The sequence below is a fragment of the Agarivorans sp. JK6 genome, assembly GCF_045277145.1.
Lineage (GTDB): Bacteria > Pseudomonadota > Gammaproteobacteria > Enterobacterales > Celerinatantimonadaceae > Agarivorans > Agarivorans albus.
The window spans coordinates 1,070,817-1,087,065 of record NZ_CP113525.1 but is presented as its reverse complement, the minus strand read 5'-3'; the positions used below and the strand labels follow the sequence as shown (position 1 = coordinate 1,087,065).

Here is a 16,249-nt window from a genome sequence, read left to right as displayed (position 1 = left end):
ATATCAAACAACATAAAACGTTTACACTGTTTTAAAACATAACCAAGCAGGATCAACAATGCAGAACAGAGTGTTAGGTAAAAGCGGCTTAGTATTAAGTGAAATAGGCTTAGGCTGCTGGCAATTAGGCGGTGACTTTGGCCCTGTAAGCGAAGCTCAGTCACTGACCATCCTCGAGCAGGCCTACCAAAGTGGCGTGCATTTTTATGATACAGCCGATGTATATGGCGCGGGCCTTAGCGAACGATTACTGGGGCAGTTTTACCAACAGCATTCAGATATAACCATTGCAACCAAGCTTGGCCGAGATGCAAATTTGTACCCGAATAACTACACTAAACAAACAGTTAAACAAAGCATCGAAGCCAGTTTACAGCGGCTAGGTTTAACCAGCATTCCCTTGATTCAACTGCATTGTGTTCCCACCCAGATGCTTCGTGATGGTGAAATATTCACTTGGTTAGCCGACTTTAAACAACAAGGCTTGATTGAGCACTACGGCGCAAGTGTAGAGTCGATGGAAGAAGCCAAGTTGTGTTTAAAAGACCCGGCTTTAACCAGCTTACAAATTATCATTAACCTATTTAGACAAGACGCTGTAGCTGAAGTGCTCGATTTAGCTCAAGCTCAACAAGTGGGAATAATTGCCCGTTTGCCCTATGCCAGTGGTTTATTAAGTGGCGCTGTCACCGCGCATCGACAATTTGCCGAAACGGATCACCGCCACTACAACCGAGATGGCGCAGCCTTTCATGTAGGGGAAACTTTCGCTGGTTTGCCGCTAGATAAAGCATTGAACTTGCTTGAACAGCTTAAAGCGCTGCTTCCTGAAAACTTAGCTATTGCAGAGTGTGCAATTCGTTGGCTACTTGACCACCCACAAATAACTAGCGTAATTACGGGAGCAAGCAAACCAGAGCAGATTCAGCAAAATACTCATTACTCAGGCCAAACCTCTTTAAGCAAAGACCTTCATGCCAAGCTTGCCGATTTTTATCAGCAAGAGGTTAGTCCTTGGGTTCGTGGTAACCGCTAAAGAACTTTATAGCCAAAAAGGATAATGCTATGCAATTAAGACAGTTAGGTGAATGGAAAGTAAGCCCTCTTGGTTTAGGTTGTTGGGCCATTGGCGGGCCTTTCTTCGACCAAGACAACAAACCTTGTGGCTGGGGGAAAGTAGACGATGCGGTCTCGATTTCAGCCATTCACGCTGCACTTGATGCTGGCATTAACTTTTTCGACACTGCAGCAGTCTATGGTGCAGGTCACAGCGAACGGGTATTGGGTAAAGCCCTGGCTAATAAACGCCAACAAGCCATTATTGGCACTAAGTTTGGCCTAGAGTTTGATGAAGATAGCAAAACCATCAGCGGTATCTTTGATCAACACGATGCTATTATTCGACATTGCGAAAATAGCCTAAAACGCTTAAGTACTGAGTATATTGATTTATACCAGTTACACTTAAATGACTACCCAGCCGAAAATATAGGACAAATGATAGAAACTCTAGAGCACTTAGTTAAGGCAGGGAAAATACGCGCTTACGCTTGGAGTACCGACTTTCTAGACCGTGCAAAGGCCTTTTCTTCAGCTGAACACTGCATTGCCTTTCAGTTTCAAAACAACGTGTTAGACCAAAACAATGATTTGGTAAGCTTCTGTGCCAAGCACAACAAAACGGCGATAAACCGAGGACCACTCGCTATGGGGCTGCTCTCAGGCAAGTACCACCATTCAAGCATTTTAGATAAAGACGATATTCGTTGCATCAATCCAGAGTGGCTAAAATACTTCATAAACGGTAAAGCATCACCTCAACTGCTCAACAAATTAGCTGGCATTCAATCAATTTTGACCAGTAAGGGAAGAACGGTTAATCAAGGAGCACTAGCTTGGATTTGGGGCTTAGGTGAGCACACATTACCAATTCCAGGATTTCGTAATACAGCTCAAGTATTAAGTAATGCAGCTGCTATTGAATATGGACCGCTCAGTAAAGCGCAAATGCAGGAAATTAAGAAACTACTCAATTAAAATAGAGCTAAGCATCTAAATTTAAAGAAAAAAACATTATTCACCCACTTGTCACGATTCTGTAAAGAATAGCTGCTACACCTGTTTAGTAACAGCATAAATGAGGCGACAAGGATGCGAGCCAAGCGACAATTGGAGTTTGACGACCTAATTAGGCAACAAAGCATTAGTACCGCTTTTCAAACTATTTGGGATCATAATAACAATCAAGCTTTAGGCTATGAGGCCTTATCTAGAGGCCCCAAAAATAGTTATTTCCATTCGCCACTAACACTACTTGAGTTTGCCCGCCAATCTAGCCAACAGCATGAGCTTGAGTTACTTTGCGCTCAGCTAGCTCGACAACGCTTTGATAAGCAAAATATAAATGGCCATCTATTCATTAACTTCTCACCTGATACTTTACTGTACATTTATCAGCAACAAGGTACTCAATGCTTTGAACAACTTATTCCTAGCAAAGGCAATCTAGTTATCGAGCTCACCGAGCACCTGCCAATCTGTGTTGATAAGGCGCTTTTAAAGTGTATCCAAGAACTGCGTAAATTAGCGATTTCCTTCGCTTTAGATGATTTTGGCGCAGGCTACGCAGGCATTAAAACATGGTTACAACTCAGCCCTGAGTATTTAAAGCTAGACTGTTTTTTCTGCGAGCAATTACTAGAAGATGGCAAAGTTAGCACTGCCATTGCATCGCTGGTGAACCTTGCTGAACAAATTGGCAGCCAAATCATTGTTGAATGCATTGAAAATGCCGAACAATATCAGCAACTGGTAAACTTAGATATTCCTTACCTTCAAGGTTTTCATATTGCTCGGCCTACTAATCAACCAAAGCTGCGAAAAACTGCGCCAAGTACTCCTGTAGTAACAGAGCCCTACACGGCACTTTCTCTAGCCAGCTCTGCCAATATCGTGTCCCCTAACTTATCTTCTAAAAAGCTTTTAACAACCATTCTCGAAGATAAAACCATTAACTCACTTCCGGTGGTAGATGGACAACAGCGAGTTTTAGGCTTAATAAAGCGCGAAGAGTTACTTGCGCAGTACTCGGGCCCTTACGGTCATTCACTCAATCAGCGTAAAACCGTAGCCGAGTTAATGGATACCAACCCCTTAACCGTAGATGCCAACACCACCTTAAGTGAAATCGGCCGTAAACTTAGCCAACACACAGCTAGTGGCTTAGACGCTGTATTTATTGTTACTCAAAATAGTAAGTACTACGGCGTGGGTTTAGCGGTAGATGTAATGCGAAAGCTCTCTGACTACAAACTTCAATTAGCCCGTTACGCTAACCCCTTAACGGCTTTACCGGGTAACGTGCCTCTGCAACGCAGTCTAAACCACTTAATCGCACGTAAACAGACATTTGACCTTGCTTACTTCGACCTAAATAACTTTAAGCCATTTAATGATATTTGTGGCTATGAGCGCGGTGACAAAATGATCAAATTGGTCGCTGAGCTATTAAGGATGCATTTAAGTAAATATGCACACTTTATTGGCCACCTAGGCGGAGATGACTTTATAGTGATTTTCACCACCCAAAACTGGCAGCCTTCCGTATTACACCTACTCAGCACATTTGATAGCCGCCGAGAAGCCTTGTATCGGCAAAAAGACCTAGACGCTAAAGGCATTGTGGCCAAAGATCGTGACGGCCAACAACGCTTCTTTCATCTGAGTGGATTGGCTGTAGGCGTTACCCGCTGGACTGCAGCCTCACAACTGAGTATCGATGAGTTAAGCGAGCGGGCGAGCCTTGCCAAGAAACACGCCAAACGTAATCACTGGTCGACTTTGTATGTGCAAGAGGGCGATGTCTGTGATGCGCTAGGGTAGTGCTGTTGATGAATCTATAGAGGATTGTGCGATTGGTATGCCTGGGCGACTAAATCGCAGGCAATAAAAAAGCCCTCGTCGTTAGACGAGGGCTTAGTATAGGAGCCTGGCGGTGACCTACTTTCACATGGGGAAGCCCCACACTATCATCGGCGCAGTTGCGTTTCACTTCTGAGTTCGGCATGGAGTCAGGTGGGTCCACAACGCTATTGCCACCAGGCAAAAACTGTTGTCTTTAACATTCGAAAAAGCTGAAACATCTCATGAGCACTAACAAGTATTCATGGTTTCTAAAATAAAGTATCTATAAGCAACACCCTTTAGGTGTTGTATGGTTAAGCCTCACGGGTAATTAGTACAAGTTAGCTCAATGCCTCACAGCACTTACACACCTTGCCTATCAACGTTGTAGTCTCCAACGGCCCTTCAGAGGACTTAAAGTCCTAGTGAGAATTAATCTCGAGGCCTGCTTCCCGCTTAGATGCTTTCAGCGGTTATCAGTTCCGAACGTAGCTACTGGGCAATGCTATTGGCATAACAACCCAAACACCAGCGGTTCGTCCACTCCGGTCCTCTCGTACTAGGAGCAGCTCCCCTCAATTCTCAAACGCCCACGGCAGATAGGGACCGAACTGTCTCACGACGTTCTAAACCCAGCTCGCGTACCACTTTAAATGGCGAACAGCCATACCCTTGGGACCGACTTCAGCCCCAGGATGTGATGAGCCGACATCGAGGTGCCAAACACCGCCGTCGATATGAACTCTTGGGCGGTATCAGCCTGTTATCCCCGGAGTACCTTTTATCCGTTGAGCGATGGCCCTTCCATACAGAACCACCGGATCACTATGACCTACTTTCGTACCTGCTCGACGTGTCTGTCTCGCAGTTAAGCTGGCTTATGCCATTGCACTAACCGTATGATGTCCGACCATACTTAGCCAACCTTCGTGCTCCTCCGTTACTCTTTGGGAGGAGACCGCCCCAGTCAAACTACCCACCAGACACTGTCCGCAATCCCGATAAGGGACCAACGTTAGAACATCAACACTACAAGGGTGGTATTTCAAGGTCGGCTCCACGTCATCTGGCGACAACGCTTCAAAGCCTCCCACCTATCCTACACATGTAGGGTCAATGTTCAGTGTCAAGCTGTAGTAAAGGTTCACGGGGTCTTTCCGTCTAGCCGCGGGTACACCGCATCTTCACGGCAATTTCAATTTCACTGAGTCTCGGGTGGAGACAGCTTGGCCATCATTACGCCATTCGTGCAGGTCGGAACTTACCCGACAAGGAATTTCGCTACCTTAGGACCGTTATAGTTACGGCCGCCGTTTACCGGGGCTTCGATCAATAGCTTCGCTTGCGCTAACCACATCAATTAACCTTCCGGCACCGGGCAGGCGTCACACCGTATACGTCATCTTTCGATTTAGCACAGTGCTGTGTTTTTAATAAACAGTTGCAGCCAACTGGTATCTGCGACTCTCAGCAGCTTAGGGAGCAAGTCCCATCACCATCAAGAGCGTACCTTCTCCCGAAGTTACGGTACCATTTTGCCTAGTTCCTTCACCCGAGTTCTCTCAAGCGCCTTGGTATTCTCTACCCAACCACCTGTGTCGGTTTGGGGTACGGTTTCGTATAATCTGAAGCTTAGAGACTTTTCCTGGAAGCAGGGCATCAACCACTTCGTGTCCGTAGACACTCGTCATCAACTCTCAGCGTAATGTAAACCCGGATTTGCCTAAGTTTACCGCCTACTGCCTTTCACGTGGACAACCATCGCCACGCTGGCCTAGCCTTCTCCGTCCTCCCATCGCAATTATACGAAGTACAGGAATATTAACCTGTTTCCCATCGACTACACTTTTCAGTCTCGCCTTAGGGGCCGACTCACCCTGCCCTGATTAACATTGGACAGGAAACCTTGGTCTTTCGGCGAGGGGGCTTTTCACCCCCTTTATCGTTACTCATGTCAACATTCGCACTTCTGATACCTCCAGCAATCCTTACGAATCACCTTCAACGGCTTACAGAACGCTCCTCTACCGAGCATGCAAGCATGCTCCCGTAGCTTCGGTGGTATGTTTAGCCCCGTTACATCTTCCGCGCAGGCCGACTCGACCAGTGAGCTATTACGCTTTCTTTAAATGATGGCTGCTTCTAAGCCAACATCCTGGCTGTCTAAGCCTTCCCACATCGTTTCCCACTTAACATACACTTTGGGACCTTAGCTGACGGTCTGGGTTGTTTCCCTTTCCACGACGGACGTTAGCACCCGCCGTGTGTCTCCCGAGTAGTACTTGATGGTATTCGGAGTTTGCAAAGGGTTGGTAAGTCGGGATGACCCCCTAGCCTTAACAGTGCTCTACCCCCATCAGTATTCGCTCGAGGCGCTACCTAAATAGCTTTCGAGGAGAACCAGCTATCTCCCGGTTTGATTGGCCTTTCACCCCCAGCCACAAGTCATCCGCTAATTTTTCAACATTAGTCGGTTCGGTCCTCCAATTGGTGTTACCCAATCTTCAACCTGCCCATGGCTAGATCACCGGGTTTCGGGTCTAATCCCAGCAACTATGCGCGCAGTTAACACTCGGTTTCCCTACGGCTCCGCTATTCGCTTAACCTTGCTACTGAAATTAAGTCGTTGACCCATTATACAAAAGGTACGCAGTCACCCCACGAAGGGGCTCCCACTGCTTGTACGTATACGGTTTCAGGTTCTATTTCACTCCCCTCACAGGGGTTCTTTTCGCCTTTCCCTCACGGTACTGGTTCACTATCGGTCAGTCAGGAGTATTTAGCCTTGGAGGATGGTCCCCCCATATTCAGACAACATATCACGTGTGCCGTCCTACTCGATTTCACTTAAAGTAGATTTTCATGTACGGGGCTATCACCCTGTATCGCCATCCTTTCCAGAATGTTCCACTAATCACCTAAAAGCTTAAGGGCTAATCCGGGTTCGCTCGCCGCTACTACCAGAATCTCGGTTGATTTCTTTTCCTCCGGGTACTTAGATGTTTCAGTTCCCCGGGTTCGCCTCGCAACGCTATGTATTCACGTTACGATACTGCATAAAATGCAGTGGGTTTCCCCATTCGGAAATCCATGTCTATAACGTCTTTTATCGACTTAACATGGCTTATCGCAGATTAACACGTCCTTCATCGCCTCTGACTGCCAAGGCATCCACCGTATACGCTTAGTCACTTAACCATACAACACCTAAATGTTGTCGCTTAAATCACTTGAATGGTCAGGCTGTATAAATCCTGCCATTCGAGTACGATCACCTTATTTTTGAATACCAAGAACACTTGTTATTAAACTCATATTCTTGAGATATTTTTTATCAGCTTTTCCAAATTGTTAAAGAGCAATTGGTTCCTTAGAAACCAAAGCTAAGCACTATATAAACAAATGCTTAGCTTTGTATTCTCAAACCAGTGAGAGAAAATGGTATCCCGTAGGGGATTTGAACCCCTGTTACCGCCGTGAAAGGGCGGTGTCCTAGGCCTCTAGACGAACGGGACACTGCAGTAGCTGTTCTCGTTGGTTCTACACCACACTAGAACTTCTCTCTTTTCTTTTTCATCAAGCAATCTGTGTGAACACGTCACAAAACCTAAGCATCATAATAAGGAGGTGATCCAGCCCCAGGTTCCCCTAGGGCTACCTTGTTACGACTTCACCCCAGTCATGAACCACAAAGTGGTGAGCGTCCTCCCGAAGGTTAAACTACCCACTTCTTTTGCAGCCCACTCCCATGGTGTGACGGGCGGTGTGTACAAGGCCCGGGAACGTATTCACCGTAGCATTCTGATCTACGATTACTAGCGATTCCGACTTCACGGAGTCGAGTTGCAGACTCCGATCCGGACTACGACATGCTTTTTGGGGTCCGCTTGCTCTCGCGAGTTCGCATCCCTCTGTACATGCCATTGTAGCACGTGTGTAGCCCTGCCCGTAAGGGCCATGATGACTTGACGTCGTCCCCACCTTCCTCCGGTTTATCACCGGCAGTCTCCCTAGAGTTCCCACCATTACGTGCTGGCAAATAAGGATAGGGGTTGCGCTCGTTGCGGGACTTAACCCAACATCTCACGACACGAGCTGACGACAGCCATGCAGCACCTGTATCTGAGTTCCCGAAGGCACCAAACCATCTCTGGTAAGTTCTCAGTATGTCAAGGGCAGGTAAGGTTCTTCGCGTTGCATCGAATTAAACCACATGCTCCACCGCTTGTGCGGGCCCCCGTCAATTCATTTGAGTTTTAACCTTGCGGCCGTACTCCCCAGGCGGTCTACTTAATGCGTTAGCTGCGTTACCCACGAGTTAAACTCACAGACAACTAGTAGACATCGTTTACGGCGTGGACTACCAGGGTATCTAATCCTGTTTGCTCCCCACGCTTTCGTACATGAGCGTCAGTTTTTGTCCAGGTGGCCGCCTTCGCCACTGGTATTCCTTCAGATCTCTACGCATTTCACCGCTACACCTGAAATTCTACCACCCTCTACAAAACTCTAGCTTGCCAGTTCCAAATGCCATTCCCAGGTTGAGCCCGGGGATTTCACATCTGGCTTAACAAGCCGCCTGCGTACGCTTTACGCCCAGTAATTCCGATTAACGCTCGGACCCTCCGTATTACCGCGGCTGCTGGCACGGAGTTAGCCGGTCCTTCTTCTGTCGCTAACGTCAAAGATAGCAAGTATTAATTACTACCCCTTCCTCACGACTGAAAGTGCTTTACAACCCGAAGGCCTTCTTCACACACGCGGCATGGCTGCATCAGGCTTTCGCCCATTGTGCAATATTCCCCACTGCTGCCTCCCGTAGGAGTCTGGGCCGTGTCTCAGTCCCAGTGTGGCTGATCATCCTCTCAAACCAGCTAGGGATCGTCGCCTTGGTAAGCCATTACCTTACCAACTAGCTAATCCCACTTGGGCTAATCTTTACGCGAAAGGTGCCGAAGCATCCCCTCCTTTGGTCCGAAGACATTATGCGGTATTAGCAGTCGTTTCCAACTGTTGTCCCCCACGTAAAGGCATATTCCCAAGCATTACTCACCCGTCCGCCGCTCGTCATCTTCTAGCAAGCTAGAAATGTTACCGCTCGACTTGCATGTGTTAAGCCTGCCGCCAGCGTTCAATCTGAGCCATGATCAAACTCTTCAATCAAAAGTTTTTTCGCTCAAAGTTAAAAACTGAAATTATTACTGTGTTTTACAGTGCAAGACTCCAGTTCACTTAAGCTTAATTTTTTCGCTTAAGGTCCTGTGAGTGCTCACACAGATTGCTTGATAAATTGTTAAAGAGCGTTGCTTCTCAATCGAAGCGAGGTGCGCATTCTACGCTTTCCTCTGTGGCTGTCAACCGCTTTTTAATATTAATTAAGAAGAAGTTTTTCAACCGGCTAACTCAGCCCTAGGCCTTGATACCCCTGACGTAGCCTTGCTTCGCTTTAGTGCGCTGCGTGCCGTGTCAGTGGAGGTGCATTATAGGGAAGCGATTTAGTAAAGCAACAGTTATTTTGCTTTTTTGCCAATTATTGAAAGATAAAACCAAAACAGCACATTAAATAAGCAAAAAGGCGCCATTTAAGCGCCTTTTTTCTCATTAAGTACTATTTTGTTACTTTTCTACTTTATCTTCAGCTACCGGTTCAACGGATTGCTCATCGCCTTTATGCTGGCTCTCTGTTCGATGACAGTCTAGATCTTCTTCATCACCCACTACGTGTTTAAATTTGAGGTCCTTCACAGTGCGAACAGTGTAGATAGGCCCCGAAACAGCATAGGCGGCAAACAGCGTAAACAAGATGACTGCGGGCTTAACGGCAATAACAATAAACACTAATACAATAAGCAGCACAGCAAAAAATGGTACACGGCCTTTTAAATCGATACCTTTGAAACTGTGATAGCGGAAGTTACTCACCATTAACAGACCACTGATGACAGTAATAAAGCAGGCAACAAATTCTAAACTGTTACCTGAAAACTGAAGGTCTTGAGCAAACCAGACCATCCCAGCTATTAACGCGGCCGCGGCTGGACTAGCTAAACCTTGAAAGAAACGTTTATCCGCAATACCCACTTGAGTGTTAAAGCGGGCAAGGCGCAAGGCTGCACCTACTGTATAAACAAATGCTGCCAACCAGCCTATTTTGCCTAAATCGTGCAGCGCCCAATTATAAACCACCAGAGCAGGGGCAATACCAAAGGAAACCATATCGGCCATCGAGTCATACTCTGCACCAAAGGCACTCTCGGTATTTGTTAACCTAGCAACTCGGCCATCTACTCCATCAAAAATCATTGCAACAAAGATGGCGATAGCCGCTGCCTCAAATTGATCGTTCATTGATGCAACTACCGCATAAAAGCCTGAAAACAGCCCTGCGGTGGTAAACAAATTGGGGAGTAAGAAGATGCCTTTTTGGCGGGCACCTTCGCTAACTTTTTGCTCGGTCATTTAAATACTCTATAAAACAGCCTTAAAACTTTGGCTAAAAATAGCATAAGCCCCTAGTTGATAATAGCAATTCAAAGACAAAAGCAGCGCAATGAACTATATCTTAGACATAAGAAATAAATATTAGGAGGAGTTCATTTTTTAGGTCGACTAAACGCACAAATTGGTAGTAACACTATGGACATAGAAAGATTGACTAAGCATTTGAGTTTAGACCCGCACCAAATTAGCCAATTTACTCAACTTGAACAACGATATAACAGTTTGATGGATGACTTATTTGGTTTTGAAGGCGATAGAAAACAAATGTGGAAAGCAATGCGAGAGTTGTTAAAAGAAAAAGACCAAGAGATTGCCAAGCTGCTTAGCGACAGCCAAACAAAAAGCTATCTCAACCTAAAACAACTCCAAAACCAACAACGTAAGCAAGCTAATTAGCTTGCTTACGCTTTACTTCTATTTAAAGGCTAATTGGCCATCTTCTAATTCGATACGAATGGTTTTCCCTGGTTCGATTTGTCCCGATAAAATGGCTTGCGCTAAGGGGTTTTCTAACTGTTGCTGAATAGCCCGCTTTAAAGGCCTTGCACCATAGACAGGATCAAAGCCAGCTTGTCCTAACTTATCTAACACCGCATCGCTAAACTCCAACTTGTAACCTTTTTCCTCCAAACGTGGCACCAAACGCTGAACTTGTATTCCGGCAATTGTGCGGATTTGTTCGTGTGCTAATGGATGGAAAACCACTGACTCATCAATTCGGTTGATAAACTCAGGCCTAAATTGTTGAGCAAGCACGCCCATCAAGGCCGTTTTTATCTCCTGATGAGTCATCTCACCATGTCGCTCTTGAATAATGTCTGAGCCAAGGTTAGACGTCATGATGATGACTGCGTTGCGAAAATCTACCGTTCGCCCCTGCCCGTCGGTTAAGCGGCCATCGTCTAATACTTGCAGCAAAATGTTAAACACATCTGGATGAGCCTTTTCTACTTCATCAAGTAGAATAACCGAGTAAGGTCTGCGCCTTACCGCTTCAGTTAAATAACCGCCCTCTTCATAACCCACATAACCTGGAGGCGCTCCGACTAGACGAGCAACGGAGTGTTTCTCCATAAATTCCGACATGTCGATACGCACCATTGATTCTTCGGTATCAAACATAAATTCGGCGAGCGCTTTACATAGCTCTGTTTTACCCACACCAGTTGGTCCTAAAAACAAAAACGAGCCAATCGGGCGGTTCGGATCAGATAATCCCGCTCTGCTGCGGCGAATAGCATTGGATACAGCTTCTACGGCCTCGCCTTGGCCAATCACCCTATCATGCAGTTGCTGCTCCATACGCAACAACTTGTCGCGTTCGCCCTCCAGCATTCGATTAACTGGAATACCAGTCCAGCGCGACAAAACATCGGCAATTTCGGCATCGCTCACCTTGTTACGCAACAAACTCATATCTTGCATCTCGGCTTGCGAGGCTAAATCTAACTGACGTTCCAATTCTGGAATTCGACCATATTGCAGCTCAGACATACGATTTAAATCGCCTGCTCGACGCGCAACGTCCATATCTAAACGAGCTTGTTCCAAATCGGCCTTAATATGTTGGGTGCCCGATAAAGCAGCTTTTTCGGCCTTCCAAACCTCGTCTAGCTCTTTAAATTTGCTTTCTTTTTCAGCTAACTCTTCGTCTAATAAAGCTAGTCGTTTAAGGCTGGCGCTATCTGCTTCTTTTTGTAGCGCTTGGCGCTCCAGCTTTAACTGAATGATTTTGCGCTCAAGTTTGTCTAAAGCTTCAGGCTTAGAATCTATTTGCAGACGAATACTTGAAGCTGCTTCGTCTATTAGGTCGATAGCTTTATCAGGTAACTGCCTATCGGAAATATAGCGATGTGACAAACTGGCTGCCGCAACAATTGCGGGATCAGTAATTTCAACCGAGTGGTGCAATTCATAACGCTCTTTTAAACCACGTAAAATCGCTATGGTATCTTCAACATTAGGCTCTTCCACCAGCACTTTTTGGAAGCGACGCTCAAGTGCTGCATCTTTTTCAATATACTGGCGATACTCATTTAACGTTGTTGCGCCTACACAATGCAGTTCACCACGCGCCAAGGCAGGTTTAAGCATATTACCCGCATCCATCGCGCCATCGCCTTTACCGGCGCCAACCATAGTGTGCAACTCATCGATGAAAAGTATCACTTGGCCTTCTTCTTGAGAAAGCTCATTAAGCACTGCTTTTAAGCGCTCTTCAAACTCACCGCGATATTTAGCCCCCGCAACTAGAGACCCCATATCAAGCGATAAAACGCGTTTGTTTTTTAGTCCTTCCGGCACTTCGTGGTTAATGATCCGCTGAGCTAAGCCTTCGGCAATCGCAGTTTTGCCCACTCCGGGCTCACCAATTAATACTGGGTTATTTTTGGTACGACGCTGCAATACCTGCACGGTGCGACGAATCTCGTCGTCACGACCGATCACCGGGTCAAGTTTGCCTTGCTCGGCTCGCTCGGTAAGATCGATGGTGTATTTTTCTAGTGCTTGGCGCTGGTCTTCGGCATTAGGGTCATCAACTTTTTGACCACCTCGAATTTTGATAATGGCTTTTTCTATATTCTCTTTATTTGCGCCTAACTCACGCATAATATCGCCAAGCTTACCTTTGTCTTCGGTAACAGCTAAAAAGAAGATTTCTGATGAAATGAATTTATCTTTACGCTTTTGCGCCAACTTGTCACAAAGGTTAAGTAACACCACTAATTGGTTAGAAAGCTGTACTTCGCCACCAGTGCCTTCAACACGTGGCAACTGCTCTAGGGCTTGAGAAAGCTGAGAACGCAAGGCGCTGCCTTCAATTCCGGCTTCTACTAATAATGGCCGTAGCGAAGCGGCATCTTGATTTAGCATGGCCGACATTAAATGCACCGGTTCAATAAACTGGTGGTCGCGCCCCAATGCTAAAGATTGAGCGTCTGAAATCGCTAATTGAAATTTGCTTGTGAATCTATCTAGGCGCATGTCACACCTCCACATATATTAAGCTATTAATGAATATGTGGGATTAGATGTAAAAAAATTCAAGATAAATGGCATTAAAAAACCATCAAGACGATGGTTTTGTGAGCTTTATTGCTTTAGCTAAGCCAGATGGCAGCAGCCATTCGTCCGGTTTGGCCATCACGCCTGTAAGAAAAGAAACGTGAGGCATTATTTAAAGTACAGCTCGCATCAGCATAAACATCATTCAAACCTAGCGCGCTAAGACGCTGCTTAGCCAGTTGGTGGATATCGGCATAATACTTACCGCTATTTGCGCTAGCCGTAAAAGCGCTGGCCGACTTTGAGTCTTTAGCCACAAATTGCTGATAAACTTCAGCACCTACTTCAAAGGCATCTGGGCCAATCGCAGGACCAAACCAAGCCATGATCTCACTGGGAGCAATGTTCATTGCTGCTACGGTATTTTCTAACACGCCATCGAGCAAACCGCGCCACCCAGCGTGCGCCGCCGCCACTACCGTGCCTTGTTTATCGCAAAAAAGTACTGGTAAACAATCTGCGGTCATGACTACACATACCGCATCTTCTTGCTTCGCAAAGCTTGCATCGGCCTCAGCAAAACGCATGCTAGGCTCACTAGCATCTACCACACGAGTGCTGTGAATTTGCTTTAGCCAACACACTTGCTGTGGCATACCTTGTTGGAAATGCTGCCGATTGGTCTGCACTGCGCTGGCGTCGTCCCCCACATGATCGCCCAGATTGTAGGAATCATAGGGAGCCAAGCTAGCGCCTGCTAAGCGGTCACTGTAAACCGCTTTTACATTTTTTGGGCTGGGCCAATCAATCAGCAATTTAGCCATGCTTAGCCTAAATCAGGATTGAGTTTATGATCGGCGCGCAAGGCATCGGCAATATCTAACATGTCTTGAGGAACCGGAGCGTGCCACTCCATCATTTCGCCCGTAATTGGGTGCTCTAAACGTAACATTACCGCATGCAGAGCTTGGCGCTGAAAACCACGCATAGCAGCAATCAACTCTTCACTAGAGCCTTTAGGTAAACGCAAACGACCGTAGGTTTGGTCACCCAAAAGTGAGTGTCCAATATGCGCCATGTGCACCCGAATTTGGTGAGTACGGCCTGTTTCCAAGCGCAAGCGAATACGCGTATGTTGACGAAACTTCTCCGCTACGCGGTAATGCGTTACTGCAGGTTTACCAGTAGCAACTACTGCCATATGAGTGCGCTTAGTAGGATGACGACCAATCGGCTCTTCCACCAATCCACCAGCAGTCATAACCCCGGTAGCAATCGCTTCGTACTCACGGGTTACATGGCGAGCTTGAAGCGCTTCAACTAAGTGAGTTTGCGCAGGCACGGTTTTAGCCACCACCATAAGCCCAGAGGTATCTTTATCTAAACGGTGCACAATACCGGCGCGAGCCACTTCGGCAATTGATGGATAACGATGCAATAAAGCATTGAGTACAGTGCCGCTGTTATTGCCAGCACCAGGGTGCACTACCATGTTAATAGGCTTATTAATCACCAGAATATCGTCATCTTCATAAACGATATCGAGCTCGATATCTTCAGCTTGGGCTTCAACCACGTCTTCCAACACGGTATTTAATACAATCTCTTCCCCGCCAACTACCTTTTCCCTAGGTTTAACTTTCAGTTCGCCATCTAAACGAACACATTCGCCAAGGATCCATTCTTTGATCCGTGAACGGGAATAATCTGGAAACAGCGCAGCTAACGCCTGATCGAGGCGAGCTCCAGCTAGCTCATCATCAACGATTGCTCGCAACTCTAAAGGTTGACTCATCTTAGGTTTTACCTCTAACAGGAAGGCCAAAACGGGCTATTGTAATCATTCCTAGCTTAAAGCATAGAAGAAAATGGTTTGTTAGATGCACCTCCCACTATATATGTCACTCGGTGATTGACGGTTTAAGTGGCATAGAGGATACTGTTTGCCCATTATTTGAGGTGTTTAACCTAATACTTTTCGACGTTGAGACGAGTATTGTTATTTGGTTATCACAGAAACAACAAAGACGATTTTTAGTCCATGATGCGCGTTTATAAGCAAACAATTTCAGTAATACTGCTCGGCTTGATGCTTGGAGCTTGTTCTTCGAATTCAAAAGAAAAGCCAAAGATCCCTGACAAACCAGCGTCGGAGCTATACGCAGAAGCCCAAACAGCAATCAACAATGGCGCGTTTACCGATGCAGTTGAGAACCTAGAAGCCTTAGATACGCGCTATCCTTTTGGCCCCTATTCTAATCAAGTACAGCTTGACCTTATTTACGTCTACTACAAACGTAGTGATACAGCGATGGCTTTAGCGAGCACCGACCGTTTTATTCGCAATAACCCAACGCACAGTGAGTTAGATTACGTCTATTACATGCGCGGTCTTACCAATATGGCGGCAGACTACAACTTGTTCCAAAGCGTTGTTGGTATTGACCGTTTTGACCGAGACCCAAGCTTTTCTCGCCAAGCTTTCAACGACTTTAAGACCTTGATTAATCGTTATCCGCACAGTGATTATGCTGCAGATGCCAAGCAGCGCATGGTTCACTTAAAAGACAACCTAGCCCGCTACGAAGTATCGGTGGCGCGTTACTACATTAAGCGTGAAGCGTATATTGGTGCGGTAAATCGCGCTCGCTATGTGATTGAGAACTTCTCTGATACACCATCTGCACGCGATGCACTTAAAGTGATGGAAGATGGCTACAAGGCTCTAGGCATTACCGATAAAGCGGAACAAACAGCATTAATACTTAGTGTGAATTAATATTGACTAAGCATAAAAAAGGCGAGCTAAGAGCTCGCCTTTTTTGTATCTGGGTACGCG

9 protein-coding genes, 1 tRNA gene and 3 rRNA genes are annotated in these 16,249 nt (G+C 46.2%); 5 read left to right on the top strand and 8 right to left on the bottom strand.

What is annotated here, in order from left to right; genetic code table 11:
• Positions 1–58 precede the first annotated feature (58 nt).
• The 3 genes from OV592_RS05115 to OV592_RS05105 all read left to right on the top strand — a co-directional run bounded on the left by OV592_RS05115 (position 59) and on the right by OV592_RS05105 (position 3,882).
• Positions 59–1,036: an aldo/keto reductase gene (locus OV592_RS05115; RefSeq protein ID WP_406610628.1), complete on the top strand. Its 978-nt coding sequence runs from the start codon at positions 59–61 to the stop codon at positions 1,034–1,036.
• A gap of 29 nt (positions 1,037–1,065) precedes the next feature.
• Positions 1,066–2,037, top strand: a complete 972-nt coding sequence (locus OV592_RS05110) for an aldo/keto reductase (protein WP_406610627.1) — start codon at positions 1,066–1,068, stop codon at positions 2,035–2,037.
• A 114-nt stretch (positions 2,038–2,151) separates the two neighbouring features.
• The gene (locus OV592_RS05105) at positions 2,152–3,882 is read left to right on the top strand and encodes a GGDEF domain-containing protein (RefSeq protein WP_406610626.1); all 1,731 of its coding nucleotides are present in this window, start codon (positions 2,152–2,154) and stop codon (positions 3,880–3,882) included.
• 104 nt (positions 3,883–3,986) lie between these two features.
• Here the strand turns inward: OV592_RS05105 and rrf are convergent.
• The 5 genes from rrf to pssA all read right to left on the bottom strand — a co-directional run bounded on the left by rrf (position 3,987) and on the right by pssA (position 10,362).
• Positions 3,987–4,102, bottom strand: a 5S ribosomal RNA gene (rrf, locus tag OV592_RS05100).
• A gap of 111 nt (positions 4,103–4,213) precedes the next feature.
• A 23S ribosomal RNA gene (locus OV592_RS05095) occupies positions 4,214–7,101 on the bottom strand.
• 241 nt (positions 7,102–7,342) lie between these two features.
• Positions 7,343–7,418: transfer RNA gene (locus OV592_RS05090), tRNA-Glu, on the bottom strand.
• Positions 7,419–7,523: 105 nt separating this feature from the next.
• Positions 7,524–9,066 (bottom strand): 16S ribosomal RNA (locus OV592_RS05085).
• Together the 16S, 23S and 5S rRNA genes with 1 tRNA gene alongside form the textbook arrangement of a ribosomal RNA operon.
• 453 nt (positions 9,067–9,519) lie before the next feature.
• On the bottom strand, positions 9,520–10,362 hold the full coding sequence (pssA, locus tag OV592_RS05080; RefSeq protein ID WP_406610625.1) for a CDP-diacylglycerol--serine O-phosphatidyltransferase: 843 nt from the start codon (positions 10,360–10,362) through the stop codon (positions 9,520–9,522).
• Positions 10,363–10,539: 177 nt separating this feature from the next.
• Between pssA and OV592_RS05075 the strand changes: the two genes are divergently transcribed.
• On the top strand, positions 10,540–10,800 hold the full coding sequence (locus OV592_RS05075; protein WP_152784525.1) for a hypothetical protein: 261 nt from the start codon (positions 10,540–10,542) through the stop codon (positions 10,798–10,800).
• A gap of 18 nt (positions 10,801–10,818) precedes the next feature.
• Here OV592_RS05075 and clpB read toward each other — a convergent pair whose 3' ends face one another.
• The 3 genes from clpB to rluD form a co-directional block, all read right to left on the bottom strand.
• Positions 10,819–13,389 carry an ATP-dependent chaperone ClpB gene (clpB, locus tag OV592_RS05070; protein WP_406610624.1) on the bottom strand — a complete coding sequence of 857 codons (2,571 nt, stop codon included), beginning with the start codon at positions 13,387–13,389 and terminating at the stop codon, positions 10,819–10,821.
• Between the two features lie 116 nt (positions 13,390–13,505).
• Entirely contained in the window at positions 13,506–14,234 is a 729-nt protein-coding gene (pgeF, locus tag OV592_RS05065) for a peptidoglycan editing factor PgeF (RefSeq protein WP_406610623.1), read from the bottom strand.
• Between the two features lie 2 nt (positions 14,235–14,236).
• Positions 14,237–15,205, bottom strand: coding sequence for a 23S rRNA pseudouridine(1911/1915/1917) synthase RluD (rluD, locus tag OV592_RS05060; protein ID WP_406610622.1), 969 nt, complete (start codon positions 15,203–15,205; stop codon positions 14,237–14,239).
• Positions 15,206–15,451: 246 nt separating this feature from the next.
• On the opposite strand from rluD, the gene OV592_RS05055 reads away from it, so the two are divergent.
• Positions 15,452–16,189, top strand: a complete 738-nt coding sequence (locus OV592_RS05055; RefSeq protein ID WP_016401298.1) for an outer membrane protein assembly factor BamD — start codon at positions 15,452–15,454, stop codon at positions 16,187–16,189.
• Positions 16,190–16,249 lie beyond the last annotated feature (60 nt).

Excerpts from the sequence above, each read along its gene's own strand:
- OV592_RS05105 (WP_406610626.1), top strand. The coding sequence starts at position 2,152 with ATGCGAGCCAAGCGACAATTGGAGTTTGACGACCTAATTAGGCAACAA.
- OV592_RS05110 (WP_406610627.1), top strand. The coding sequence starts at position 1,066 with ATGCAATTAAGACAGTTAGGTGAATGGAAAGTAAGCCCTCTTGGTTTA.
- rluD (WP_406610622.1), bottom strand. The coding sequence starts at position 15,205 with ATGAGTCAACCTTTAGAGTTGCGAGCAATCGTTGATGATGAGCTAGCT.
- pgeF (WP_406610623.1), bottom strand. The coding sequence starts at position 14,234 with ATGGCTAAATTGCTGATTGATTGGCCCAGCCCAAAAAATGTAAAAGCG.
- clpB (WP_406610624.1), bottom strand. The coding sequence starts at position 13,389 with ATGCGCCTAGATAGATTCACAAGCAAATTTCAATTAGCGATTTCAGAC.
- OV592_RS05115 (WP_406610628.1), top strand. The coding sequence starts at position 59 with ATGCAGAACAGAGTGTTAGGTAAAAGCGGCTTAGTATTAAGTGAAATA.
- OV592_RS05055 (WP_016401298.1), top strand. The coding sequence starts at position 15,452 with ATGATGCGCGTTTATAAGCAAACAATTTCAGTAATACTGCTCGGCTTG.
- OV592_RS05075 (WP_152784525.1), top strand. The coding sequence starts at position 10,540 with ATGGACATAGAAAGATTGACTAAGCATTTGAGTTTAGACCCGCACCAA.
- pssA (WP_406610625.1), bottom strand. The coding sequence starts at position 10,362 with ATGACCGAGCAAAAAGTTAGCGAAGGTGCCCGCCAAAAAGGCATCTTC.